At 56.2% G+C, this 25,555-nt stretch carries 19 protein-coding genes and 1 riboswitch; of the genes, 15 read left to right on the top strand and 4 right to left on the bottom strand.

What is annotated here, in order from left to right; translation table 11 throughout:
- Positions 1–6 precede the first annotated feature (6 nt).
- The 4 genes from BJF95_RS04465 to BJF95_RS04455 all read left to right on the top strand — a co-directional run bounded on the left by BJF95_RS04465 (position 7) and on the right by BJF95_RS04455 (position 4,684).
- Positions 7–1,521, top strand: coding sequence for an ABC transporter substrate-binding protein (locus tag BJF95_RS04465; protein ID WP_075638261.1), 1,515 nt, complete (start codon positions 7–9; stop codon positions 1,519–1,521).
- 102 nt (positions 1,522–1,623) lie between these two features.
- Positions 1,624–1,752, top strand: coding sequence for a hypothetical protein (locus BJF95_RS24550; protein ID WP_280950432.1), 129 nt, complete (start codon positions 1,624–1,626; stop codon positions 1,750–1,752).
- Between the two features lie 24 nt (positions 1,753–1,776).
- Positions 1,777–3,159, top strand: coding sequence for a M20 family metallopeptidase (locus BJF95_RS04460; RefSeq protein WP_075638260.1), 1,383 nt, complete (start codon positions 1,777–1,779; stop codon positions 3,157–3,159).
- 25 nt (positions 3,160–3,184) lie between these two features.
- Positions 3,185–4,684 carry an amidase gene (locus BJF95_RS04455; RefSeq protein WP_075638259.1) on the top strand — a complete coding sequence of 500 codons (1,500 nt, stop codon included), beginning with the start codon at positions 3,185–3,187 and terminating at the stop codon, positions 4,682–4,684.
- A gap of 38 nt (positions 4,685–4,722) precedes the next feature.
- On the opposite strand, the gene BJF95_RS04450 is transcribed toward BJF95_RS04455, so the two are convergent.
- Together BJF95_RS04450 and BJF95_RS04445 are read right to left on the bottom strand one after the other, a co-directional pair.
- Positions 4,723–5,199: a 6,7-dimethyl-8-ribityllumazine synthase gene (locus tag BJF95_RS04450; protein ID WP_075638258.1), complete on the bottom strand. Its 477-nt coding sequence runs from the start codon at positions 5,197–5,199 to the stop codon at positions 4,723–4,725.
- 202 nt (positions 5,200–5,401) lie between these two features.
- A riboswitch (FMN riboswitch) is annotated at positions 5,402–5,553 on the bottom strand.
- 111 nt (positions 5,554–5,664) lie between these two features.
- Complete coding sequence (locus tag BJF95_RS04445) at positions 5,665–6,564, bottom strand: LysR family transcriptional regulator (RefSeq protein ID WP_075638257.1); 900 nt, start codon at positions 6,562–6,564, stop codon at positions 5,665–5,667.
- A 163-nt stretch (positions 6,565–6,727) separates the two neighbouring features.
- Here BJF95_RS04445 and BJF95_RS04440 point away from each other — a divergent pair, with 163 nt between their 5' ends.
- Both BJF95_RS04440 and amaB read left to right on the top strand, forming a co-directional pair.
- A complete protein-coding gene (locus tag BJF95_RS04440; protein WP_075638256.1) occupies positions 6,728–8,011 on the top strand; it encodes an NAD(P)/FAD-dependent oxidoreductase in 1,284 nt (427 codons plus the stop codon).
- A gap of 60 nt (positions 8,012–8,071) precedes the next feature.
- Positions 8,072–9,607: an L-piperidine-6-carboxylate dehydrogenase gene (gene amaB / locus BJF95_RS04435; protein ID WP_075638255.1), complete on the top strand. Its 1,536-nt coding sequence runs from the start codon at positions 8,072–8,074 to the stop codon at positions 9,605–9,607.
- Between the two features lie 35 nt (positions 9,608–9,642).
- Here the strand turns inward: amaB and BJF95_RS04430 are convergent, their stop codons facing one another.
- Positions 9,643–10,569, bottom strand: coding sequence for a helix-turn-helix domain-containing protein (locus BJF95_RS04430; protein ID WP_075638254.1), 927 nt, complete (start codon positions 10,567–10,569; stop codon positions 9,643–9,645).
- A 191-nt stretch (positions 10,570–10,760) separates the two neighbouring features.
- Here BJF95_RS04430 and BJF95_RS04425 point away from each other — a divergent pair, with 191 nt between their 5' ends.
- The 6 genes from BJF95_RS04425 to BJF95_RS04400 all read left to right on the top strand — a co-directional run bounded on the left by BJF95_RS04425 (position 10,761) and on the right by BJF95_RS04400 (position 18,947).
- Positions 10,761–11,993: an ABC transporter substrate-binding protein gene (locus tag BJF95_RS04425; protein WP_075638253.1), complete on the top strand. Its 1,233-nt coding sequence runs from the start codon at positions 10,761–10,763 to the stop codon at positions 11,991–11,993.
- Positions 11,994–12,070: 77 nt separating this feature from the next.
- Complete coding sequence (locus tag BJF95_RS04420; protein ID WP_075638252.1) at positions 12,071–12,979, top strand: carbohydrate ABC transporter permease; 909 nt, start codon at positions 12,071–12,073, stop codon at positions 12,977–12,979.
- Positions 12,979–13,830 (top strand): carbohydrate ABC transporter permease, encoded by an 852-nt coding sequence (locus BJF95_RS04415; protein ID WP_075638251.1) that lies wholly within the window; start codon positions 12,979–12,981, stop codon positions 13,828–13,830. The genes BJF95_RS04420 and BJF95_RS04415 overlap by 1 nt, the downstream gene beginning before the upstream one ends.
- Positions 13,827–15,929: an alpha-galactosidase gene (locus BJF95_RS04410; protein ID WP_075638250.1), complete on the top strand. Its 2,103-nt coding sequence runs from the start codon at positions 13,827–13,829 to the stop codon at positions 15,927–15,929. The genes BJF95_RS04415 and BJF95_RS04410 overlap by 4 nt, the downstream gene beginning before the upstream one ends.
- Positions 15,922–17,019: an ABC transporter ATP-binding protein gene (locus BJF95_RS04405; RefSeq protein WP_075638249.1), complete on the top strand. Its 1,098-nt coding sequence runs from the start codon at positions 15,922–15,924 to the stop codon at positions 17,017–17,019. Before BJF95_RS04410 ends, BJF95_RS04405 begins: the two co-directional genes overlap by 8 nt.
- Positions 17,019–18,947, top strand: a complete 1,929-nt coding sequence (locus tag BJF95_RS04400) for a beta-galactosidase (protein WP_075638248.1) — start codon at positions 17,019–17,021, stop codon at positions 18,945–18,947. Before BJF95_RS04405 ends, BJF95_RS04400 begins: the two co-directional genes overlap by 1 nt.
- A gap of 55 nt (positions 18,948–19,002) precedes the next feature.
- Here BJF95_RS04400 and BJF95_RS04395 read toward each other — a convergent pair whose 3' ends face one another.
- Complete coding sequence (locus tag BJF95_RS04395) at positions 19,003–20,163, bottom strand: alpha-hydroxy acid oxidase (RefSeq protein WP_075638247.1); 1,161 nt, start codon at positions 20,161–20,163, stop codon at positions 19,003–19,005.
- A gap of 403 nt (positions 20,164–20,566) precedes the next feature.
- Here BJF95_RS04395 and BJF95_RS04390 point away from each other — a divergent pair, with 403 nt between their 5' ends.
- Genes BJF95_RS04390 through pglB form a run of 3 tightly spaced genes read left to right on the top strand, consistent with a single transcriptional unit; the run spans position 20,567 to position 25,545 of the window.
- The gene (locus BJF95_RS04390; RefSeq protein ID WP_075638246.1) at positions 20,567–23,104 is read left to right on the top strand and encodes a hypothetical protein; all 2,538 of its coding nucleotides are present in this window, start codon (positions 20,567–20,569) and stop codon (positions 23,102–23,104) included.
- Between the two features lie 27 nt (positions 23,105–23,131).
- Entirely contained in the window at positions 23,132–24,211 is a 1,080-nt protein-coding gene (bglB, locus tag BJF95_RS04385; RefSeq protein ID WP_425348673.1) for a beta-galactosidase BglB, read from the top strand.
- Positions 24,208–25,545, top strand: a complete 1,338-nt coding sequence (gene pglB, locus BJF95_RS04380) for a polygalacturonase PglB (protein ID WP_075638244.1) — start codon at positions 24,208–24,210, stop codon at positions 25,543–25,545. The genes bglB and pglB overlap by 4 nt, the downstream gene beginning before the upstream one ends.
- The last annotated feature ends 10 nt before the right edge of the window (positions 25,546–25,555 follow it).

Here is a 25,555-nt window from a genome sequence, read left to right as displayed (position 1 = left end):
AATGATATGAGATTTGCATTGACTGCCTTGGCAGTGCTTCTGCCTGCATGCCTTGTTTCTTCGCCGTCTTTTGCCGGCAAGGCAGATGACACGCTTCACATTGCATTTTCAAAGGAACTTGAGCATCTCGATCCCTATTTCAACACCGCGCGTGAAGGTGCGTTGATGGCGGCGGCGGTTTGGGATGGCCTGCTCTATCGAGATCCTAAAACCAATCACTATCTTGGCAATCTTGCAACCGGCTGGTCTTGGGAAAACCCGACCACGCTCGAGCTTATCTTGCGTCAGGGCGTGACCTTTCACAACGGCCAGCCGTTTGATGCCGATGATGTGGTCTACACGCTCAATTATGAAATTGACCCTAAACACCAAGCCCAAAACACATTTGCGGTGGATTGGATCGAATCTGTGGAGAAAATCGATCAATTCAGGGTGCGCATCCACACCAAAGACCCGTTTCCCGCCGCTTTGGAATATCTCGCCGGTCCGGTGATCATTCAACCCAGCGACTATTATGCCAAGGTTGGTCCTGCGGGTGTTGCAACACATCCCATCGGCACTGGGCCTTACAAAGTGGTCAGTGTTGATCCGGGCAAGCATTTTGTGCTCAAGCGCAATGATGATTATTTTGCCGCCGCCAAGCCGAAAGCAAAGATTGAAAACATCGATATTCGCGTCATTTCCGACACCAGTACTCAGATGGCAGAGTTGCTGAATGGCGGTATCGACATGGTGTGGCAGGTGCCATCCGATCAAGCCCAGACGATGGAGCGTTTCAACAGATTTCAGGTGATCAATGCGCCCACCATGCGCATCGGTTATATCTCAATGGATGCCGCCGGCCGCTCTGGTGCGGACAACCCGCTGACCAAGCTGAAGGTGCGTCAAGCGGTCAACCATGCCATCAACCGCAAGGGCATTGTCGAGGGGATGATAAAAGGCACAACCCAGGTGATCAACAGCGCCTGTGCCCCCATGCAATTTGGTTGTGATGGCGACGTCACCCGCTATGCGTATGATCCGGCAAAAGCCAAAGCTCTTCTGACAGATGCGGGTTACCCCAAGGGATTTGACGTAGATTTTTACGCCTATCGGGATCGGTCGCTGGCCGAGGCAATGATTGGCATGCTGGCGGAGGTCGGCATTCAGGCCCATCTGCATTATATGCCCTATGCCGCGCTTCGCGAGAAGCGGTTGAAGGAAGGCGGGGCCATGTCTTTTCTGACATGGGGCTCCAATTCCCTGGCGGATGCCTCGGCCAGCACCAGCTATTTCTTTACGCTGTCGGGGGAAGACGATGCGCGTGATCATGAGGTGGCGGATCTTTTGAACACGGCAGATAAGACCACGGACACTGCGGACCGAAAAATGCTCTACAGCAAGGCCCTCTCGATCATTGCCGATAAAGCGTATTTTGTCCCACTTTGGCTCTACTCCACCAATTATATTCTCGCCAAGGATGTGTCGTTCACGCCAACGCCGGATGAGCTGGTGCGTTTTTACGACATCAGCTGGAAGTAACCCGTCAATCACGCTGCCCGCAGCGTTGCAATCGTTTGCGTTTTCGAATGAAACTGCTCAGCGACATTAAAACCAGCCGTTGGTCTCACGATTGTGTTCATCATGCATGATTTGCGGGTTGCAGCTGAGATTTCCGACCATATTCTGATGATGCAAAAGCGCCAGATGTTGGAATATGGCGCAGTGGATGAGGTGTTTGGCAATTTGAAGCGCAGCCGCACAAACAATTGACGCATAAACGATAAGGCATACGACATGGAACGGGACACAGTTGTTAAACAGGCATCAGATTATGCCTTGAGCGGCCAGTTGGCCAATGATCTGGCGCATCTGGTGGCGCGCAAATCCGTAAGCCAGTCGGAAGGGGTGCCGGAAGAACTGCAAGCCTATTTGCAACAGAATATGCAGCCCTGGTTGGCGAGCCTGGGGTTCGAGACCGAGATTTTTGCCAATCCGCGCGCGGGTGGCGCGCCGCTGCTCTTGGCATCGCGCTTTGAGAGTGCCGATTTGCCGACCGTGTTGGTCTATGGTCATGGTGATGTTTGCAATGGTGAGGCGCATCGTTGGCGCGAAGGGCTTGATCCATTCCTTCTAAAGCAGGAGGGCGACAAGCTTTATGGGCGCGGCACGGCCGATAACAAGATCCAGCATCTGATCAACATCAAATCGATGGAGCAGATCATCAAGGCCAAGGGCAAGCTTGGCTTTAACGCCAAAATCATTTTGGAAATGGCCGAGGAAACCGGCTCTTATGGCCTGCGTGAGTTTTTCCATGCCCACAAAGAGGCGCTGAGCGCCGATGTGTTGATTGCCTCGGATGGCCCGCGGCTTGCCGCCGATACACCCACGATGTTTATGGGCTCGCGTGGCGGCCTTGCCTTCAATCTCCTCGTCAATTTGCGTGAAAACGACCACCATTCGGGCAATTTTGGCGGGCTTTTGGCCGATCCGGTGATTATCCTCTCCCACGCCATCGCCTCAATAGTCGATCAAAGAGGCCAGATCCAGATTCCGGAATGGCTGCCCACCAGCCTCACGCCCGATATTCGCGCCGCGTTGAAAGACCTGCCGCCGCGCAAGCATGATGCCGATTGGGGACAGGCGGATTTGACGCCGTCGGAGCGGGTGTTTGGCTGGAATTCCATGGCAGTTCTGGCGATTTCGGCGGGCAACATCAATGCGCCACAAAATGCTATTTCCGGCAGTGCCAAGGCCACGTGCCAACTGCGCTTTGTGGTGGGCACAGATATGGACGGCATTTTGCCAGCCCTGCGCCGGCATCTGGATGCCCATGGTTTTGGCATGGTGCAGGTGGAAATGGCACGTGGTGAATCCTTCAAGGCCACCCGGTTTTCGCAGGATCACCCATGGGTGAAATTTGTCGAGCAATCGGTAAGCAAAACCTGCGGCAAGCCTCCTCACGTGCTGCCCAATCTGGCCGGATCACTGCCCAATGATGCCTTTACCGATATTTTGGGCCTGCCTACCATTTGGGTTCCTCACTCTCATGCGGAATGCGGCCAGCATGGCCCCAATGAACACGCGCTGTTGTCGATTGCGGAAGAGGGGATGCGGATTATGACCAGTCTTTTCCTCGATATTGGCGAAAACGCTGAAAGGCTGAAGCAGATTTCCTGATTTTTTTCTCAAAAAGGCGAAGGTTATGACTGTGAAAACCAATCCTGCTGATTTGTCGGCTGTAGAGGCCTCTCGTCTCATTGCACGCAAAAGCCTGTCTCCGGTTGAGCTGGCGAAGGCCTGTATTGAACGCGTCGAGCAGATCAACCCGGCCATCAATGCGGTGGTGGCGCAGAATTTTGATCAGGTTATTGCTGACGCACGCGCGGCAGAGCAGCAGGTGATGGGCAATGAGCCGCTCGGCTGCCTTCATGGTCTGCCCTTTGGCGTCAAGGACATGAATGACGTCAAAGGCCTGCCAACCACCTTTGGCTCTGAAATTTTCCGCGATAATATTGCCACCAAAGATGATGCGATTGTTGCGGCTATGCGCCGGGCAGGAGCCATACCGCTTGGCAAGACCAACAATCCCGACTGGAGCGCGGGCGGCAATACCATTAACAAAGTCTATGGTGCCACTGGCAATCCGCACGATCCGAGCAAGTCGTCCGCTGGCTCATCGGGCGGGTCGGCAGCGCTCCTGGCCAGCCGCATGGCCCCACTTGCGACCGGATCGGATATGGGGGGAAGCCTGCGCAATCCGGCAGCGTTTTGCGGCGTGGTTGGATTTCGACCTTCGCCTGGTGTGGTGCCGGGCGATACACGGGGCGCGGCGCTGCTGCCGCTGTCCACCAGCGGACCCATGGCCCGCACAGTGGAGGACCTTGGCCTGATGCTGTCCGTTATGGCGCGGCCAGACAGGCTTGACCCTTACACAGTGGTGGTGGATGGCAAAACCGCCTGGAACCCGGCCGATTTTGCGCGGCTTACCCCGGTTAACCTCAGCGGTTTGCGCATGGCGGTGACCGAAGATTACGGTTTCGCGCCGGTGGAATCCGTGGTGCGTGATGCTTTCCAAGCGGTCGTGAAGCGGCTGTTGCCCCATATGGGACAAGTCGAGGAAACCCATCCGCCATCACAGGATGCGGATCGTATTTTTTCCGTGCTGCGGGCTTTGCTGTTTGTGCCGCATGGCCAATATGTGCGGGAACATCCCAAACTGGTCGGCCCGAATGTAACCGTCAACGTCGCGGAAGCCATGACCTATGGCCCGGAGGATTTCTCGGACGCCATCACCCGCCAAAGCGGCTATTATCGCGATTGGCAGAGCTTTTTCGAGATCCATGATTTTGTCTTGAGCCCGGCTGTCACCATCAGCCCGCGCGATTGGCACGAGCTTTACCCGACCCATATTGATGGCCAGGCGACCAAGAGCTATTACCATTGGCTGGCACTGGCCTATGCCTCAACCCTTGCGGGCCATCCAGCCATTACCATTCCTGTGGGACGTGACAGTCTGGGCATGCCGTTTGGCTTGCAGATTGTTGGCAAGCGCCATGATGATCTGGGTGTTTTAAAGGTGGCTGCCGAAATTCAGGCCATTCTTGCTGATGATGTGGTGTTTGGTGTGCCGCAGGTTGATCTTGCGCTTTTGGCCAAGGCCAAACCAATCGCCACCATGCCCGGATTTTTCCCGGACTGGTAAGGAAGACCGGGTCTGGCGGTGCAGACCCGGCTCTATCGTCAAATTGCAGGCACCAACACCTGAGCACGGGCTTGCAAAATGGCTTTGCAGGCCGAGGCAGCTTCCTTGCCCTTCAGCACGAAATGCTGCTTGAAGAAGGCGATATGGGCTTCGCTTTCTTGAAAATTATGGGGTGTGAGCACGGTGGACAGAATGGGCGTGTCGGTATCCAGCTGCACGCGCATCATGCCATCCAGCACGGTGCTGGCCACGAAATCGTGGCGGTAGATGCCGCCATCCACCACAAAGGCGGTGCCGATAATGGCGCGATAGCGGCCGGTTCTGGCCAATGTCTGGGCGTGCAGCGGAATTTCCAGCGCGCCGGGCACATCGATAATCTCGACATCAGAGGCGGAGCCGCCCAGCGCCTGCCACTCATCCACAAAGGCGTTGACGCAATTGTCAACGATGTCTGCGTGCCAGCGTGCACGGATGACGGCGATTTTGTTGGTTTCAAGTCGTGGTGCAATTGTCATTTTTCTGCCTTTCAAGGGTTAAGTCACCTGTGGAGTGACCAAAAATGCCCTTGGGCGAACAGGCGAAATCCACCATTCATCTACAGAGCCGTGCGCAACATATGGCGCACAAAGGTTCTCTGTAGCCCTTTATATCTGCTGCATAATTTTCTCTTCAAACTGATTCCGGTTTAAAGAATTATGCAGTAGAATGGCATCTCTCGCTTGCTCTCTTCCATCCGGACTATACCGTCGGCTCCGGCTTCTCACCGGATCTGCTGACCTTCTCAACATGTGCCAAGAAGCGCTCGCGGGCTCCGGGATTTTACACCCGATACCGCCGGTGGGGAATTTCGCCCCGCCCTGAGAACGTTTTGATATTAAGGTGGCGCTTTCGATCAAGCAAGACGATGTCATGCTGTTTTTTGCCGTATTGCCGCATGGTTTTTGCTAAACACAGCGTCTACAAAAGCACGCCTCTTCTCTTTACTGCCGGTGGGTTTCGGTTTCTTTCAAAATCCAGTCGCGAAACGCTTGCAGTGGCGGATGGGCCGCACGTTCATTGGGCCACACCAGAAAATAGGATTCGGCACTTCTCATCGGCAGATCAATGGCCTTCACCAATCGGCCCGATGCCAGTTCTTCTTCGATTAAAAATTCCGGCAAAAGGGCCACGCCAAGCCCTGCCATGGCCGCTTGTGAGGCCGTGGCAAATTGATCAAACAGCATGCCGCGTACGTGATCAGCATCAACACCGTTTTTTGAGAGCCATCGCTCCCACGCATCGGGCCGTGTGGTGAGATGCAGCAAAGGCGCTTGTCGAAGGTCATGCGCAGATTGAAAGCTGTATTGCTCACGCAAATCCGGGCTACAGGCTGGCACCACCGTTTCCGAGCGCAAAAGCGACATCTCGGCCCCTTGCCATTCGGGCCTGCCAAAATGAATGGCGGCATCGACCGGCTCGAGGCGAAAATCAAAATAAGAGATTTTGGTGACAAGATTGATGGTGATGCCGGGATGCGCCTTCAAAAAGGCAGGCAGGCGCGGGGCCAGCCAGCGAGTGCCAAAAGTGGGTAGAATGGCAAGGTTGAGAGTGCCGCCAAAGGGATTGGCTTTCAGCGTGAGCGAGGCGGTGCTGATAATGCGCAGGGCATCGCGAATTTCCCGCGCATAAATATTGCCGCCTGCGGTCAAGCGAATGGTCTGGCGCTCGCGGTGAAACAGCTCAACCCCGATTTGCTCTTCCAGCGCCTTGATCTGGCGGCTGACGGCGCTTTGGGTCAGGCTCAATTCGCGGGCGGCTGCGGTGACGCTGCCAGTGCGAGCGGCGGCCTCAAAGGCCGCGAGAAGATGCAACGATGGCAAAAAACGGCGTGGGCTTTGCATGATTGTTCCAAAATAAGCGACATTCAGCCAAGGTCATTCCGATGCGGAATAAACTCTTGCGTAAACATCGATATATTCATCGCGGATCCATGAATAGACCTCTCGATAAAACAATCATTCAGGTCCATATTCAGCATCAACAATGACCACAAGAGGGTAGGCAATGCTCGGCAATCCGCGTTCTCATGGACTTTGGGAAAAAACAGCTCCCGTCGCCCCGGCCACATCCATTCTGGATGAGCAATTGCTGGCAGATGTTGTGGTTGTCGGTGCGGGCTACACTGGCATGTCGGCGGCGCTGCATCTTGCCGAAACCGGCCTTTCGGTGATCATTTTGGAAGCGGTGGAAGCAGGCTTTGGTGGCGCTGGCCGCAATGTCGGCCTCATCAACGGCGGCATGTGGGTGATGCCGGATGATGTGCCCAAAGTGCTGGGGGCAGAGCATGGTGAGCGTGCGCTTCAGCAATTGGGGCAGGCACCGCTTCTGGTGCGGGAGGTGATCGAAAAACACCGGATCGAATGTGAGCTGGAAACCAATGGCACTTTGCATTTGGCGGTGGGGGCGCAAGGTTTGCAAGAGCTGCGCGATCGCCATCGGCAATGGGCAGCACGCGGTGCACCGGTTCAGCTGTTGGATGCCGAGGAAACCGCAAGACGGGTGGGAAGTTCTGCCTATGCCGGGGCTTTGTTTGATCCGCGCGCCGGAACCTTGCAGCCCTTGGCCTATGCCCGTGGCTTGGCCCATGCCGCCCTTCATGCCGGAGCAAAGCTGTTTACATCCAGCGCTGTCATTGATGCGCGCAAGCAGGGCGAGGATTGGCTGGTGGAAACCGCGCGCGGCAGCGTCTCCTGCCAGTGGGTTATTGTTGCCACCGATGCCTATTCCACCGGCCCCTGGAAGCGGGTTCGGCAAGAGCAGGTGCATTTGCCCTATTTCAACTTTGCCACAAAACCATTGAGCGACAACCTGCGCCGCTCTGTTTTGCCCCATCGTGAAGGCTGTTGGGATACCAAGGAGGTTTTATCGTCCTTCCGTATGGATCAGGCCGGTCGACTGGTGTTTGGCAGCGTTGGCGCTTTGCGCAACAGCGGTGCGGCGGTGCATCGGGCCTGGGCCAAGCGCAGCCTCAAACGGCTGTTTCCGCAGCTTGGCACGCTTGAGTTTGAGGCCGAGTGGTATGGCCATATCGGCATGACCAATGATGCGGTTCCGCGCTTTCACCGGTTTGACAGCCAGGTTGTTGGCTTTTCTGGCTATAACGGACGTGGTATCGCGCCCGGAACAACATTTGGTAAAACACTGGCCGATCTGGTGCTGGGCAAGATAAGCGAAGAGCAATTGCCTCTGCCGCTGAGTGAGCCGGAGGCCGTTTCATTCAGAGCCGTCAAAGAGGCCTATTATGAGATGGGTGCGCAAATTGCCCATTTGACGGAAAATCGTTTTTAACCAGTCATTTTCGATTGGCATGATCGATGAAGACATCGCGTTTTGAAGGAAGAGAAATCAATGGCAAAAACTGACCTGTCCAAAGATGTCGCCGGTATTCTGGCAAGCCTTGGTGTGCCGACAGCTTGTTTAAGCGGCGGTACGCTGAAAGCCAGATCGCCCATCGATGGCAGCGTGATTGGCATGCTCAAGACCATCTCCCCCATTGAAACCACGGTTGCGATCGACAAAGCCCATGCAGCCTTTTTGGAATGGCGGCTGGTGCCAGCCCCCAAGCGTGGCGAATTGATCCGCTTGCTGGGCGAAGAACTGCGCACCCATAAGGATGCGCTGGGCCGCTTGGTGTCGATTGAGGCTGGCAAGATCACCTCAGAAGGCCTTGGCGAAGTGCAGGAAATGATCGACATCTGCGATTTTGCAGTCGGTCTGTCCCGCCAGCTTTATGGCCTGACCATTGCTACCGAGCGCTCCGAGCATCGAATGATGGAAACCTGGCATCCGCTGGGTGTCACCGGCATTATCTCCGCCTTCAACTTCCCGGTGGCCGTCTGGTGTTGGAATGCGGCGCTGGCCATTGTGTGTGGCAATTCCACCGTCTGGAAACCATCGGAAAAGACGCCGATGACGGCGATTGCGACGCAGGCGATTTTTGACAAGGCACTGAAGCGCTACAACGAGGCGGGCGGCGCGGCACCTGCCAATCTCTCGACCCTGTTGATTGGCGATCGCGCTATTGGCGAAGTGCTGGTCGATCACCCCAAGGTACCCTTGGTGTCGGCCACCGGCTCGACCGCCATGGGCCGGGCTGTTGGCCCGCGTCTGGCGGGTCGCTTTGCCCGCGCCATTCTGGAGCTGGGTGGCAATAATGCGGCTATTGTCGCGCCAACGGCAGATCTGGATTTGACTCTGCGCGGCGTTGCCTTTGCTGCCATGGGCACGGCGGGCCAGCGCTGCACGTCGCTGCGCCGCCTGTTTGTGCATGACAGCGTTTATGATGCGTTGGTGCCACGCTTGATCAAGGCCTATGGCTCGGTCACGGTTGGCAACCCGCTGGAAACCGGCACACTGGTTGGTCCCTTGATCGATAAGGGTGCCTTTGATGGCATGCAAAAGGCGCTGGCAGCAGCCAAGGCTGCGGGCGGCACCGTGCATGGTGGCGCGCGGATGAATGAAAGTGATGGCGGCGATGCTTATTACGTTCGCCCCGCCATTGTTGAAATGCCCTCGCAAAGTGGGCCGGTGAAGGAAGAGACCTTTGCGCCCATTCTCTACGTGATCCGCTATAGCGACTTCAACGACGCGCTGGCGCTGAACAATGATGTGCCACAGGGCCTGTCGTCATCGATCTTCACCAATGATCTGCGCGAGGCCGAAGCCTTCGTTTCGGATCGCGGCTCGGATTGCGGCATTGCCAATGTCAATATTGGCCCATCCGGTGCCGAAATCGGTGGCGCATTCGGCGGAGAAAAGGAAACGGGCGGCGGTCGCGAATCTGGCTCGGATGCGTGGAAGGCCTATATGCGCCGCGCCACCAACACCGTCAATTTCGGTCGCTCCCTGCCTTTGGCGCAGGGCGTGAAATTCGACGTGGAATAACGGACAAAAGCTCCCGGCTTCCAAGCCGGGGGCATTTATGCAACCTGCTTGCCGCCTTTCAGGCGCATGCGGCGGCGATATTGCACTGGTTTTTCCAGAAATCGCCGCTGAAACGCATCGTAAAAAGTGGAAAGCGAACCAAAGCCGGATTCGAACGCCACTTCGGTAATGGGCAGATCAGTGGCAATCAGCAGCGATTGGGCGGTGTCCAGCCGATGGCGGACAATGGCCTGATTGATGGTCATGCCGATACCACGCTTGAACAGTCCCATGGCATAATTGGGATGCAGCCCGGCAGCACGCCCAACATCGTCGGCAGAGATATTGCCCGGTGCGTGCTCACCAATAAAGCGCAGCATTTTTTCCACATGCGGCACCCAATCGTCGCTGCGCTGGCCAAGACTTGCCAGCGCCGAGCCCTGTTCGCGCAGGTCTTGCCACCCCTCGCGTTCAATGCGCATCACCCGGGCTGTCAGTTCCGAGCGCACAATCTCGATTGCCCCTTCATCGCCGGACAAAAGCTCATCGCGCCAGCGCGAAAACACTTCGCGATCCCATGGCCGAATTTCCAAGGCCTCAATAACAGCCCCGCGAAACACCGCGTCGCGAAACCGGCTGAGGCTGGCCAATCCCAAAAACACCGACATTGGCACATAGAGGCAAATGAACAGGGTGCCTTCGCGTCGATCAATCACCTGATGAGGAATCATGCCCCAAAACAGGCAAAGTCGCCCTTCCGAGACTGTCAGTTCGCGCCCGTCAAACCAATAGGTCATCTCGCCTTGCAGCACAAAATTCAGCTCGATCTGGCTGTGCATGTGCGGGCCGGTCATTTTATGAACCTCCAGCATTTCACCGGCGCAAAAGCGGTGATCACCGAAGACCACCAGAGGATGGGCTGGATTCAACTCCGGGTGGACGGGAATCGACTCATACCTGTTAATGATAGGGGCGTTGGTCATGGATACCTTAGGATACCGGAAATATTTCTGGAAAATCTGGTAGATTATTACGGCTCATGTGGGAATGATCAAGCCAGTTTCGCAAAACGTGCTCGGAGGGACCGGGTTTTGCGAAGAAACGTAAGAATGGATGATACAGACAACGATGGAAGGAACCGTTTCCATCCGGTCTGAACCACAGGGAGGAAGACATGAATTTTTACAAAAGCCTCAGCGGGCTTGTGATCTCGGCAGCTTTGATCTCCACCAATGCCTATGCCGGGCAGATTACCTTGAATTCTGACCAATCAGATCCGGTGCCGAAAAAGGCCATGGAAGAGATGATTGCAGATTTTCAGAAGAAGCATCCTGACATTACCGTCAAATGGAACAATTTCGACCACGAAGGCTATAAGGCTGCGGTGCGCAACTTTTTGACCGCCGATGCGCCGGACGTGATGGCCTGGTATGCGGGCAACCGCATGGAGCCTTTTGTCAAGGCGGGCATGTTTGAAGATGTCAGCGACATCTGGGCGGCCAATGGTCTGGATGAGCAGCTGAAGTCTGCCGCACCGTCCATGACCATTGACGGCAAGAAGTGGGGCGTGCCTTACACCTATTACCAGTGGGGCATTTACTACCGCAAAGACATTTTTGCAGCTCAAGGCATTACGCCGCCCAAGACCTGGGCAGAGCTGCTGGCCGCTTGCGAAAAGCTGAAATCTGCCGGGATCACACCGTTCACCATTGGCACCAAAGCCCTTTGGCCAACGGCTGGCTGGTTCGATTATCTTGACCTGCGCGTCAACGGTTATGATTTCCATATGCAGCTGACCTCCGGCAAGGTGCCATATACCGATCCGCGCGTGAAGGCTGTGTTTGAAAAATGGGGCGAGCTGGTCAAGCCCGGCTATTTCATCAAGAACCACGCCGCGATTGATTGGCAAGATGCCATGCCGCAATTCGTGCAGGGCAAGGCTGCCATGTATCTGATGGGCAATTTCGCGGTCGCCACCATGAAGATCGGTGGCCTGAAGGATGAGCAGATCGGCTTCTTGCAATTCCCGGAAATCACCCCCGGCATTCCTGTGGCAGAAGAGGCTCCGACCGATACATTCCACATTCCGGCTAAAGCCAAGAACAAGGCTGACGCCAAGGTGTTTCTGGCCTATCTGGCAACGCCTGAAGCCCAGACCAAGATCAATAATATTCTTGGTCAGTTGCCGGTGAACAACAAGGCGACCAAGCCGTCTGATCCGATTCTGGAGCAGGGCTTTACCATGCTGTCCAACGCCAAGGCGCTCTCGCAATTCTATGACCGCGATGCGCAGGCCGATATGGCCAAGGCCGGCATGGAAGGCTTCCAGGAATTCATGGTCAAGCCTGATAAGATCGACCAGATTCTGGCACGCCTCGATAAGGTCCGCCAGCGGGTCTATAAATAACCTCATCCTCCCAAGGACCGGGTGCCGCATCGCGCGGCATCCGGTCTCATGTCTGTCTTATTCTGGAGGTGCTCGTCATGAGCAACACCGCCACACCGTCTTCAAGCTTCTGGAAGCGCAACCAGCAGCGCATTGCCCCCATGCTGTTTTTGGCACCGGGCATTGTGATGTTCATCATCTACGTCATCCTGCCGATTTTTCAGTCCGTCTGGATCAGCTTTTTCGATTGGGATGGTCTTGGCCCAAAGGTGTGGATTGGCCTGGGCAATTACAAAGAATTGCTCACGGATGATGCGTTTTACACGTCCTTGAAAAACAATGTGATCTGGCTGGTTCTCTATCTGCTGGCTATTCCGGCGGGTCTCACCGTTGCCCTGTTTCTCAACCAGACGGTGACGGGAATCCGCGTTTATAAATCGCTGTTTTTCTTTCCATTCGTCATCAGTCAGGTCGTCGTCGGCCTGATCTTCACGTGGTTCTATGCGCCGAATTTCGGGCTGTTTTCAGTGCTGATCAAGGATCTCACCGGCATGGATTTTGCCGTGCTGGCCGATGAGCGCTTTGTGACCTATGGCATCATTGTCGCAGGCCTTTGGCCGCAGACGGCCTATTGCATGATCTTGTATCTAACGGGCCTCAACAACATCAACCCGGAGCAGGTGGAAGCAGCTAGAATGGATGGGGCCAAGGGCTGGTCGCTTTTGAAAAACATCATTCTGCCGCAGCTGGCTCCGGCAACCTTCATTGCCATGGTGGTGACGGTGATTGGCGCACTGCGCTCGTTCGACCTTGTTTCGATCATGACAGCAGGCGGTCCTTATGGCTCCAGCCGGGTGCTGTCCTATTACATGTATGAAGAGGCGCTCTCGGAATATGGCTTCCGCATGGGCTATGGCGCGGCCATTGCCGTGGTGCTGTTCCTGATCATGATGGTGTTCATCACGCTATTCATTGTTCGCATGCTGTCTCAGGAAAGGAATTCCTGATGTTTCCGACACCGATTGAAAAAGCCAGCCCCCTTGTGCGGATTGGCTATAAACTGTTCTTGCCGGTGGCGCTGGTTTTGTGGCTGTTGCCCTTGCTGGGAGTGGCACTGACCTCAATCCGCCCTGCGAGCGATCTCGCGGCCGGCAATTATTTCGGTATCCCTTCCGGCTTTGCCGGTGTTGAAAATTACACTGCCGTTTTTGAAAACTCGCCAATTGGCTGGTATATTCTCAATTCGTTCAAGATCACCATTCCCACCGTCATTGGGGCGGTGGCACTGTCGTGCCTCACCGGTTTTGCGCTGGCGACCTATAAGTTCAAGGGCAATCTGGTTCTATTCTTCCTGTTTGTGGCCGGTAACTTCATTCCCTTCCAGATCCTCATGGTGCCGGTGCGGGATATGACCTTGAAAATGGGGCTGTATGATACGGTCACCGGCCTTGTGCTGTTTCATGTGGCCTTTCAAACCGGTTTTTGCACCCTGTTCATGCGCAATTTCATCAAGGGCCTGCCGTTTGCGCTGATTGAATCGGCGCGGGTTGAGGGCGTGTCCGAGTGGCGGATTTTTGTCCATATCGTGCTGCCGTTGATGCGGCCTGCCATTGCAGCGCTCTCCGTTCTGGTCTTCACCTTCGTTTGGAATGACTATTTCTGGGCAACTGTGCTGGTGCAGAGCCAAAGCGCCATGCCGGTCACGGCGGGTCTGTTTACCCTGAACGGTCAATGGGTTGCGGCCTGGCATCTGGTGTCGGCTGGCTCGATTGTGGCGGCCCTTCCGCCGGTTGCGATGTTTTTCCTGATGCAGCGGCATTTCATTGCCGGGCTAACGCTTGGAGCGACCAAGGGATGAGTGAAATTGTTTCGATCGGGGCTGGCGCATCTGCGCTGAGCCTTCGTCTGCCGCACGCTGGCATGCCCGAAATTCTGGCCTTTGGTGCAACTGTCAAGGCATCCCCGCTCTATGAGGTTGAACGTTCCAGCCGGGTGAATGGCATGGATGATGCGGTGCCATCGGCTGTTTTGCTGCCCACGGGTGGCATGGGATATTTCGGCTGGCCTGCCATTTCCGGCCACCGCATGGGCCGTGATTTCATTTTGCAGTTTTCCAACTGGGAGGTGAAGACCAGCGGCTCGGTTACGGTTTTGAGTGCGCGTGACGCGGTTGCCGCCATCGGCATCGCCATCCGTCTTGAGGCTTTTGACAGCGGTGTTTTGTCGATTGCGACGGAGCTGCACAATAGTGGCAGCTCGGATTACGTGCTTGATCGCTGCATGGCGGCAAGCTTTCTGGTGCCAGCGGGCAAGGTTGAGGTGGTCAGCTTTTCCGGCATGTGGGGGCGCGAGTTTCAAACCCGCCGCGAGGCCTTGGGCAATGGTGTGTGGAGCCAGGAAAGCCGCCGTGGTCGCACGTCGCATGATCGCTTTCCCATGCTGCGCCTTGAGGGTGAAGGCCAAAGCTTTGGTGTCACGCTTGGCTGGGGCGGCAACCATCAATGCGTGATTGACCGGCTGGATGATGGCCGCCGCCTTGTGCATCTGGGTGAGTTGTTTGAACCCGGCGAAATGATTTTGGCCCCAAGTGAACGCTATCAAAGCCCAACAGCCTATGCCGGGCCAGACAGCGCTGCCTTCCATGCCTTTGTCCGCAACGATCTTTTGAACTGGCAGGGTGGCAAGATGAGCCCGCGCCCGGTGACGCTGAACACCTGGGAAGGCAATTATTTCGACCATCAGATGGAGTCGCTGAAAGCGCAAGCCACATCGGCTGCCGAGTTGGGCATTGAGCGCTTCGTGCTTGATGATGGCTGGTTTGGCAAACGCGATGACGACACCACCAGCCTTGGCGATTGGGATATTGATGCCCGCAAATATCCAGATGGGTTGAAGCCGCTGGTCGATCACGTTACCGGTCTTGGCATGCAATTTGGCATCTGGTTCGAGCCGGAGATGATCAATCCGGTATCGGATCTTTACAAGGCCCATCCTGATTGGGTTTTGCAGGTGGAGGGGCGACCTTTGCTGCTCTCGCGCAACCAGCTGGTGCTGGACCTGACGCGGCAAGACGTGAGCGACTACCTGTTTGAAAAGATAGATGCCGTTTTGGCAAATCATGCCACTGCCTACGTGAAATGGGATATGAACCGCGATCTCACCCATGCAGGCGGGCGCGATGGCAAGGCGAAAATTGCAGCCCAAACCCGCGCCGTCTATGCGTTGATGGACCGTATTCGGGCCGCCCATCCGAGTGTTGAGATTGAAAGCTGCGCTTCTGGTGGCGGGCGAATTGATTATGGCGCACTGGCCCGCACCCATCGTGTGTGGACCTCCGATTGCACCGATGCGCTGGAGCGGTTGGAAATTCAGCGCGGCGCGTCAAGCTTTGTGCCGCCGGAAATTCTGGGCAGTCACATTTCGGCTTCACCAAATCATCAGACCGAGCGGCGTCATACGCTGGCGTTTAGGGCGCTGGTGGCCATGGCCTATCATCTGGGCGTGGAGCTTAACCCGTTGGAGCTGGAAGGCGAAGAGCGCGAGGAGCTGAAAGGCTATATCGCCACCCACAAGCGCTTGCGTGATTTGCTGCACGCAAAGGGTGCCAATTTCCGCATTGAGCCAAAGGATGGCCGCTATGTGTGGGGTGCCGCCAGCGCCGAGAAGCTTGCGGTGTTTGTTGCCCAAGGCCCGCAAATGGTGGCTGAACAGCCGGAGCCATTGACATTGCCGGAGCATGTGGCCGCAGCCGGTGGGCGCTGGCGGATTGCCGCGGTGCATCCGGCGGAGCCGAGCTTTATTCGCATCTCCGAGGGGCAAAAGCGTTTGCTGGCCGGTGAGGTGAGCTTTGACGGCAAGGATCTGGCAAAGGGCGGTCTGCCGCTGCCGATGCTGCGCCCGGAAAGCGCCATGCTGCTCGAAATTGAATTGATTGAGGGAGGAAATCACCATGGCTGACGTGCGTCTGAAGGGTGTCACGAAGAATTTTGGCGCGTTGAGTGTGATCAAGGGCGTTGATCTTGAGGTGAAGGACGGCGAGTTCTGCGTGTTTGTCGGCCCGTCGGGTTGCGGCAAATCCACGCTGCTGCGGGCCATTGCCGGGCTGGAGGAGATTTCCTCAGGCGCGCTGGAAATTGGCGGCAAGGACATGACCAAGATTGGTCCGTCTGAGCGTGGTGTGGCCATGGTGTTCCAGTCCTATGCGCTGTATCCGCATATGAGCGTACGCGACAATATCGGCTTTGGCCTGAAAATGACCGGTCATTCCAAAGAGCTGATTGCAGAGCGCACCAATGTGGCAGCCAAGCTGTTGCAGCTCGATGCGCTGATGGATCGCAAGCCGGGGCAGTTGTCTGGTGGTCAGCGCCAGCGTGTGGCCATTGGCCGTGCGATTGTGCGCAAGCCCGATGTGTTTTTGTTTGATGAGCCATTGTCCAACCTGGATGCGGCCTTGCGCGTGCAAATGCGCACCGAGCTTTCCAAGCTGCATCAGGATTTGCAGGCAACGATGATTTACGTCACTCACGATCAGGTGGAAGCCATGACCATGGCCACCAAGATTGTGGTGCTCTCGGCGGGTAAGATCGAGCAGGTTGGCTCGCCGCTGGAGCTGTATCATCGCCCCAACAATCTCTTTGTGGCAGGCTTTATCGGCTCGCCCAAGATGAATTTTGTGCCTGTGACAGCGGCCCCGAGCGATGGTGGCAAGATTGCCGTCACTCTGCCCGGCGGCTCCGTGATCAATCTTGATGGGCAAGGCAAATCCATCAAAGCAGGCAAAATGACACTGGGCATTCGTCCAGAACATATCGATGCCACCGGCCAAGGCGATCTGGTGTTGCAAACGCCGGTGCGGCTGGCGGAATATCTGGGGTCTGAAACGCTGTTTTTCGTCACACTCGATGCCGACAACGAATTGGCCGTCAAGGCCGGTGGACTGGCTTCCACCAAACCGGGCGAGGCGCTGTCCATCGGCCTGAATGCACGCGCCTGCCATTTGTTTGACGAGGCAGGACAAGCGGTTATCAATGGGGATTTGACACGATAATGCTGGGCGTTTGTTATTATCCAGAGCATTGGCCGGAAAGCCAATGGGAGCTCGATGCCAAGCGCATGGTTGAGCTTGGCATATCCTTTGTCCGCGTGGGTGAATTTGCCTGGTCGCGGCTGGAAAAGCGCCGGGGTGAGTTCTCGTTCGAGTGGCTGGATCGCGCCGTTGACGTATTGCATGCGGCGGGGTTGAAAGTGGTGATGGGCACGCCCACCGCCACCCCGCCAAAATGGCTGATGGATGAATTTCCAGAAATCGCGCCCTATGATGCCGACGGCAAGGTGCGCGGTTTTGGCTCTCGCCGCCATTACAGCTTTTCTTCTGATGTATGGTGGAAGGAAAGCGCACGCATTGTTGAGATTGTAGCCAAACGCTATGGTGAGCATCCCGGCATTGTCGGCTGGCAAACGGATAATGAATATGGCTGCCACGACACCACAGTGTCGTGGGGCAAGGAAGATCTGAAAGCTTTCCGCCGCTGGCTGAGGCTGCGCTATCAAACCACAGATCAGCTCAATGAAGCCTGGGCGGGCGTATTCTGGTCCATGGAGTTCAACAGCTTTGATGAGGTTGAGCTGCCGACTTTGACGGTGACAGAACCCAACCCGGCCCAGCGGCTGGATTTCTGGCGGTTTTCGTCCGATCAGGTTGCCGCCTATGACAAAATGCAAGTGGAGATTATCCGCAAACACGCCCCCGGCAGCTGGGTGACCCATAATTTCATGGGCTTCGTGTCGGATTTCGATCACTTCAAGGTGGGTGATAACCTCGATCTGGCATCGTGGGATAGCTATCCGATTGGCTTTGTGGAGAAATTTCCTTTTACCGAAGAGGAGCGCAATCGCTGGGCTGAGACCTCGCATCCCGATATCGCGCCTTTCCATCATGATCTGTATCGCGGTGTCGGCAAAGGCCGTTTTTGGGTGATGGAGCAGCAGCCCGGCCCGGTCAACTGGGCACCGTGGAATCCTGTGCCAAAGCCCGGCATGGTGCGGCTGTGGACATGGGAAGCGCTTGCCCATGGGGCCGAGGTTGTCAGCTATTTCCGCTGGCGGCAGGCCCCGTTTGCGCAAGAGCAGATGCACGCGGGTCTCAATCTACCCGGTCTGGATGAATGGTCCGTTGGCGGGTTGGAAGCCATGCAGGTTGCCAAGGAATTGGCAGCGCTTGGCCCGCTTCCACAAGGTGAGAAAGCCTCCGTTGCGCTGGTGCATGATTACGCCAGCTATTGGGCCAGCATGATCCAGCCGCAGGGCAAGGATTTCCGCTACGAAGAGCTGGCCTTCCGCTGGTATGAGAGCTTACGCAGGCTAGGCCTTGATGTGGATTTCGTGCGTCCCGGCGCCGATCTGTCTGGCTATAAGCTGGTGGTAGTGCCTTGCCTGATGCAAGTGGATGAGGCGGCTCTGACTGTGTTGAAAAACACCGATGCCGTTGTGCTCTATGGCCCGCGCTCCGGCTCGCGCGATCGCCATTTCCGCATTCCTGAAAATCTGCCACCGGGGCCGTTGGCTCCCTTGACCGGCACGCGCCAAACGCAGGTTGCGTCGCTTCGCCCCGGAATTCGTGACACCGTTAGCGGCTTGGTGTCGGGTGCGGCCATTCGCTGGCGCGAATATCTGCAAACCACAGCCGAGGTGCTTGGCAAGTTTGAAAACGGTGATCCGGCGCTCACCGGCAATGATCGTCATCATTATCTGGCCTGCTGGCCCGATGAGGCTCTGCTATCATCCACCTTGACGCTTCTCGCCAATAAGGCTGGTTTGCAAACGCTGGACGTGCCCTCCCATATCCGCATCCGTCGCCGTGGCAAATTTACCTTTGCGTTCAACTATGGCTCGGAAGATTGGACTATTCCGGTTTCCGGTGACTTCGTGCTGGGTGATCAGGTGCTCAAACCGCAAGATGTGGCGGTGTGGAAATAATCGTCTAAAATCAGGCCCTGCGCGGTAACGTGCAGGGCCTGATGGTTAAGTTGCTTTACAGAGCCTTTGCAGCATAGGGATTGTCCAGCAAAATGCTCTGATCAACGTCGCTCAGCAATCGCTTGCCGCAGAGCGCCATGGTGACATCCATCTCTTTGTAAATAATGTCCAGCGCGCGCGTCACACCTTCTCGACCACCAGCCCCCAGACCATAGAGGAAGGGCCGGCCGATATAGGTGCCCTTGGCACCAAGGGCAACAGCCTTCAAAACATCCTGACCAGAGCGGATGCCGCCATCCATATGCACTTCAATGCGATCACCAACAGCGGCCACAATGCGCGGCAGCATGGAAATCGAGGATGGTGCCCCATCAAGCTGGCGGCCACCGTGATTGGAAACAATAATGGCATCCGCGCCGCTGTCGGCCGCGGCTCTCGCATCATCCTCGTCCAGAATGCCTTTCAAAATCAGCTTGCCGCCCCAGCGTTCCTTGATCCATGCCACGTCTTTCCACGACAGCTTGGGGTCAAATTGCTCGGCAGTCCACGATGAGAGCGAGGAGAGGTCCGAGACATTTTTGGCGTGGCCCACGATGTTGCCAAAGCTGCGGCGCTGGGTGTTTGCCATGCCCATGCACCATTGCGGGCGGGTTGCCATTTGCAAGATGTGCTTGAGCGTGAATTTTGGCGGTGCAGACAGGCCATTGCGGATGTCTTTGTGGCGTTGCCCCAAAATCTGCAAATCCAGCGTCAGCACCAGAGCCGAGCATTTTGCTGCTTTGGCGCGATCAATGAGATTGTTGATGAAATCGCGGTCTTTCATCACATAGAGTTGAAACCAGAAAGGCTTGCGCGTGTGCAAAGCCACATCCTCGATGGAGCAGATGCTCATGGTCGACAATGTGAAGGGCACGCCAAAGGCTTCGGCGGCTTCGGCTGCCAGAATTTCACCATCGGCATGCTGCATCCCGGTCAAGCCGGTTGGCGCAATGGCGACCGGCATGGTCACCGGCTGGCCAATCATGGTGCTGGCCAGCGAGCGGTTGGTCATATCCACCAGCACACGCTGGCGCAGCTTGATCTTGGAAAAATCGCTTTCATTGGCTTGGTATGTGGATTCTGTCCACGCTCCGCTATCCGCATAATCAAAGAACATTTTCGGCACGCGGCGGCGGGCCTGTCGCTTCAGATCATCAATGGTAAGCGCGTTGAGCATGGGACGGAGTTCCTCTAAAAAACGGCATGCACGAAGGCTGGAGCGGACCGGGCTTGCCTGTGCCATGTTCCGCGACCATGCTCAGTCGTAGCGCTTCCACCCCCGTGCCGCCAAGAGGGATTTTGCCGCAGGCATCACTTTAGACATCAGCACCGGTTTGGAAATTTCTCAACACACAGGGACATCTGAAAGCCCGTGTCGGATTTTATCGACTATGGCAAAAGTTTAATGAATATATTTTCATTGTCAATGATCGCAGATTTTCTGCCGTGTCCAACTTGAATTCCAGCTTGACAAAGAATTCGTCCCGTAGTTTCGTCAAAAAAATTGAAATTGTTTGATGTTGTGAAAGCCATGTCGCCAAATTCAATAAAATAATTTCATGATCGAAGGGAGGCGATTCATGGCTCAACCCACCCCGCTGGCAAAAGGCGATAACGATCCCGTGTATGCAGTTCACCATGGTGAGACAATCACGTCCTGGGTTGTGTCGCATTTGTTTGCCACATATTTTCCGGGCGAGGCTGCGGTTGCGCAGGATCGCGCCAATTACCGTTTCATCAATGGCTTTGTTGATGTGGGTGATTTGCCGTGCCGCAAGGCTTTCTGGGCAACCATGGTAGGGCGCGAGATCGCACCGGATGTGACATGGGAGCCGTCTCATCTCAACCTGCCGGGGGCCAATCGCCGGGTTGAGTTCACCAATTTCTGGCATGTGCCTACCCATGTTCGTCGCTGGCTTCGAGGTGGTTTTCGGGTTGATGCTGATCGCTGCTTGAGTTTGAGGGTCAAGACCTGTGGCGGCGTGCGCATCTTTGTCAACGGTGTCGAGCAGGTGCGATTCGAGCCATTTCGCCGCAACGTCGAATCAGTGACAGATGTGTCTCTTCAGCTTGTTGCCGGCGACAATGACATTTTGATCCACACGGAAGATTTGGCTGAACGCGATACGTTTTGGTTTGTTGAGCTGGAAGTTACCGATCCACAGCCGATTACCGTTGTCTTGCCGGTGGCCCTGGATGGTGCGGAGTTGGCGCGGCTGGAAGCGCTGGTGCGCGGCGTGCGCCCGTCTCGCGATGTGTTTGTGCGCCAACCGCTGGAGCTGCTGTTTGACGCCGCACCTGAAATTGATCTTGCCGTTGCGGTTGAGGTTTTCAGCCACGGGCATGATCGCGCAATTTTGCTATCGCAAACCGTGGTACTCAAGGCGGGCGCAACACGGCTGGTGATCCCCGAAACGCAGGAGCTGCCCGACGGCTATCATGGGGTGCGATTGCGCCTTGGTGAAGGGGCTGGCACCGTGAGCCGTACGATTGATGCGGCATTTATGTCGGATCTGGCCTTGCCGCCAGGGGCTGCCACGCTGCAACAGAGAAAGCGGGAGGCCCTGATCTATTCCGCCCGCTTTGGCGCGCCGCGCATTGGTCGGGTTTTGGCCATGGCGGCCAGCGGTGAGATCGACCAAACCATCCTCCGCCAATTGGTGGATGACACGCTGGATTCGATTGATTGGCGAAAAGATTGCTCTGATTTCATCATAGTGCCACTGCTCTGGCTGCTGGCCGATTTCGCAGAGATTCTGCCCGACGATCTTAGGCTGCGGGTGCAGCAATCGGTGCTCTCCTACCGCTATTGGGTGGATGAGCCGGGCAATGACACCATGTGGTTTTGGAGCGAAAACCATGTGCTGTGCTTTCACACAAGCCAACTTCTCGCCGGGCAATTGCTGCCGGATTCGATCTTTTCGGCATCAAAGCGCACAGGTCGGCAGCAGGCGGCGCTGGCCGTTGAGCGCCTGAACAAATGGTTTGACAGTGTGGAAGCGCACGGTCTGGCCGAGTGGAATTCGGCCGCCTATTACCCGATTGATTTCATTGGTCTGTTAGCGGTTGAGCAATTTGCGCCTGAAGCGCTTGCCAAGCGTGCCCGCTATCAACTCGATCTGATCTTCCGCATGATCGCGCTGCACACGCTTGCGGGCGTGCCTGCCGGTTCCCAAGGCCGTGCCTATGATAAGGAGCTGCGGGCGGGTCCGCTGACTGAGCTTGCACCCTTTGCATGGGTGGCGTTTGGCAAAGGCTGGTTGAATGGTGGCGTGGCATCCTTGCCGATGTTGTGTGCATCATCCTATACGCCGCCCGCCGATCTTGAGGCATTGGCACATATCGTCCCCGGTCGCTGTATCGAGGCGCGCTATGCGCAAGGGCTGGAAAGCGGCAAACTGGTGGTGTTCAAAACCGAGGCCTCGCAGCTTTCCACCGTGGTTGACCATAAAACCGGCACCCGTGGGCACCAGCAGCATGTGCTGGATATTCGCCTGGCTGGCCATCCCATGGCGCGGTTGTGGATCAACAATCCCGGCGAGGATGATCCGTGGGGCCATCAACGCCCATCCTATTGGGCCGGAAATGGCATTTTGCCGCGTGTTGCCCAGCATTGCGATGTTGCCTTGATGATTTTTGATAGCAGCAAAAGCCGTTCGCCGCTGACCCATGCTTATCTTGGTCGCGATGGGCTGGACGAAATTGTGTTGGAGGAAAACTGGCTTTTTGCCCGCTCAGCGGGCGGGTTTGCTGGTCTTTATAACAGCCATGGTCTTGAGATGATGGAGACAGGGGCCATGACAGGCCGCGAGGTGCGCAGCAATGCGCCGATCTCTGGCTGGGTGGCTGTGGTTGGCACCGGTGATCAAGCTGATTTTGCCGCATTCATGGATCGATTGCGGGCAACGCCCATCCGGTTTGATGCCCAAAACCTCTCGCTGCACGTGTCCCCGCCGCACGGCGCTGATTTGCAACTGCACTATGATGGCCGGTTTTTCATCGGCCAACAGGAGCAAGCATTTGTGCATGAGCAACCGGTTCCCATGCTGACCTTTGACAGTGCGACAGCGCATGGGGATGGAGTTGGCCCGATTTTTCAACGCGCGCAAATACAATAATCGGGGGATGTTATGGATGGGAAGAACATGAACACTCACGCATTGCAACAGACCATTGACCGTGTGGCCGCGGCCTTTAGCCGCCTGAAAGGCATTGAAGAAGGGCTTGTGGGCGAGGACGCAGGCCGTGGTATTCAGTTTGACGAGTGGGACTGGGAAGTGGGCGTTGGCCTTTATGGCTTTTTGCGCCGAGCTTTGGCGGCAAACGACAAGGTGGCGCTTGATGATCTGGTGGATTGGTATGCCATGCAGATCGGGCGCGGCTTGCCGCCCCGCCAGATCAACAGCACAGCACCGATGCTGCCGCTGGCCATTTTGATCGAGCATGTGGATCGGCCTGATTTTGAAGCCCTGGTGCAGGATTGGGCTGATTGGCTGGTGAAAAGCCTGCCCAAAACAGAAGGCGGCGGCTTTCAGCATGTGGTCAAGGAGCGCCTGAACGAGGGCGAACTTTGGGACGATACCCTGTTTATGGCCGCCTTGTTTTTGGCCCGCGCCGGGGTGTTTTTTGATCGCAAAGACTGGGTTGATGAAGCGGTCCATCAATTCATGATCCATGCCCGCTATTTGTCTGATCCTGTCAGCGGGCTTTGGTATCATGGCTGGACGTTTAAAGGACGGCATAATTTTGCCAAAGCCTTTTGGGCGCGCGGCAATGCGTGGATCACGGTTGCCATTCCAGAGCTGTTTTTTCTGGTGCCGGGGCTGGAGGCCAAAGACAAGCGCTTTTTAAGCCATGTTTTGCAAAGTCAGGTGGCGTCGCTCAAAGCGTTTCAGCGGCCCGATGGTGCTTTCCACACGCTTTTGAATGATCCGACATCGCCCACCGAAACGTCTGCCGCCGCTGGCATCGCCTATGGCATTTTGCGCGGCATCGAGGCAGGCATTCTCGATGCTGCTGATAAGGTCCATGCCGATCGCGCTCTTGCCGCCGTTCTCAGTGAGATTGATGATGAGGGCGTGGTGCATGGCGTGTCCGATGGCACGCCGATGGGCCATGACCTTGATTTTTATCGTAAAATTCCCAACCTACCGACCCCTTATGGTCAGGCGCTGGTGCTGCTGTTGCTGACAGACGTGCTGGTTGCCCAAGGAGACACTGCATGACATCCGAGACCTATGTATCCATCACCGCTTTGGACGCCAATAATACCACAGGCATTCAGGCCGCTATTGATAGCGTATCCGCAGCCGGTGGCGGCACCGTTGCCTTGCAGGCGGGTGTCCACAGTGTTGGCGGCCTGAAGCTGAAGACGGGTGTGGAACTGCATCTCACAGAGGGTGCTGTGTTGCAGCCTGTGCCGGATTATGAGGCTTATTGCGACAATATCGTCGATGTGATTGCTGAAAAATCCAACCGCGCCATGCTGGTGGCCAGTCGGGTGGAGCATATTGCCATCACCGGCCCCGGCCGGATTGATGCGGGCGGCGATCATTTCATCATCGGTGATGATGAGAGCGTTGGCACATTTACGCCCGCCGAGTTCCGCCCCCGTGTGCTGGTGGTGGAACATTGCAAGGATGTGCGCCTGCAAGGCCTGGATGTCGCCAATTCTCCGATGTGGACCCTGCATTTTGTCAATTGTGAAGATCTGACGATCAGCAATGTGCGCGTCACCAACAATCGCCGCCTGCCCAATACCGACGGTATTGTGCTGGATGCCTGCCGCCGGGCGCAGATTGAAGATTGCCAGATTTCGACCGCCGATGATGGTGTTTGCCTCAAAACCAGCGCGGGTCCAAATGGCACCGCCATTGGCACATGCGAGGATATTGTCGTGCGTCGCTGCACGGTCTCCAGCGTCAGTTGTGCTTTGAAAATCGGCACGGAATCTTTTGGCGATTTTACCAATGTGGTGTTTGAAGATTGCAAGGTGGAGCAGTCCAACCGTGGCCTTGGCATTTTCTCGCGCGATGGCGGCCGGGTGTCCAATGTTCGCTTTTCACGCATTGATCTTGATTGCTTTGAAACACCCGATGGTTTTTGGGGCTCTGGAGAGGCCTTGACTGTGACGGTGGTGGATCGCGTGTCTGAACGCCCTGCGGGTGCTGTTGAAAACCTGATCGTCGAAGATATTACCGGCAAGATGGAAGGTGCTGTGACCCTGGTGTCTGTTGCGCCGGCTGGCATCCACAATGTGCAGCTTTCGCGCATTCGGCTGGAGCAGCAGGTTGGCAAGCTGGGAACCGGTCTGCGCTACGATTTGCGCCCCACCAATGCCGATTTGACGCCCGATCCTAACGCAGAAGGCCGCGCCAACGCATGGACCCGTGGCTCTGACGGCCGCATCGTTGGCCTGCTGGATTACCCCGGCGGCATGCCCGGCGCATTTGTGCAAGGCGTGAAGGGCTTGAACGTCGAGGACGTGGCGTTTGATCGGCCACAGCCTTTGCCACAAGGATGGAACAGCCAGGAGCTTGTTGAGGCTGCTGCCGCTTAGCTTTTATCCA

This window comes from Rhizobium oryziradicis, from assembly GCF_001939045.1.
GTDB lineage: Bacteria > Pseudomonadota > Alphaproteobacteria > Rhizobiales > Rhizobiaceae > Allorhizobium > Allorhizobium oryziradicis.
Note: the sequence above shows the minus strand (reverse complement) of the source record. Positions and strands in the feature narration are given on the sequence as shown.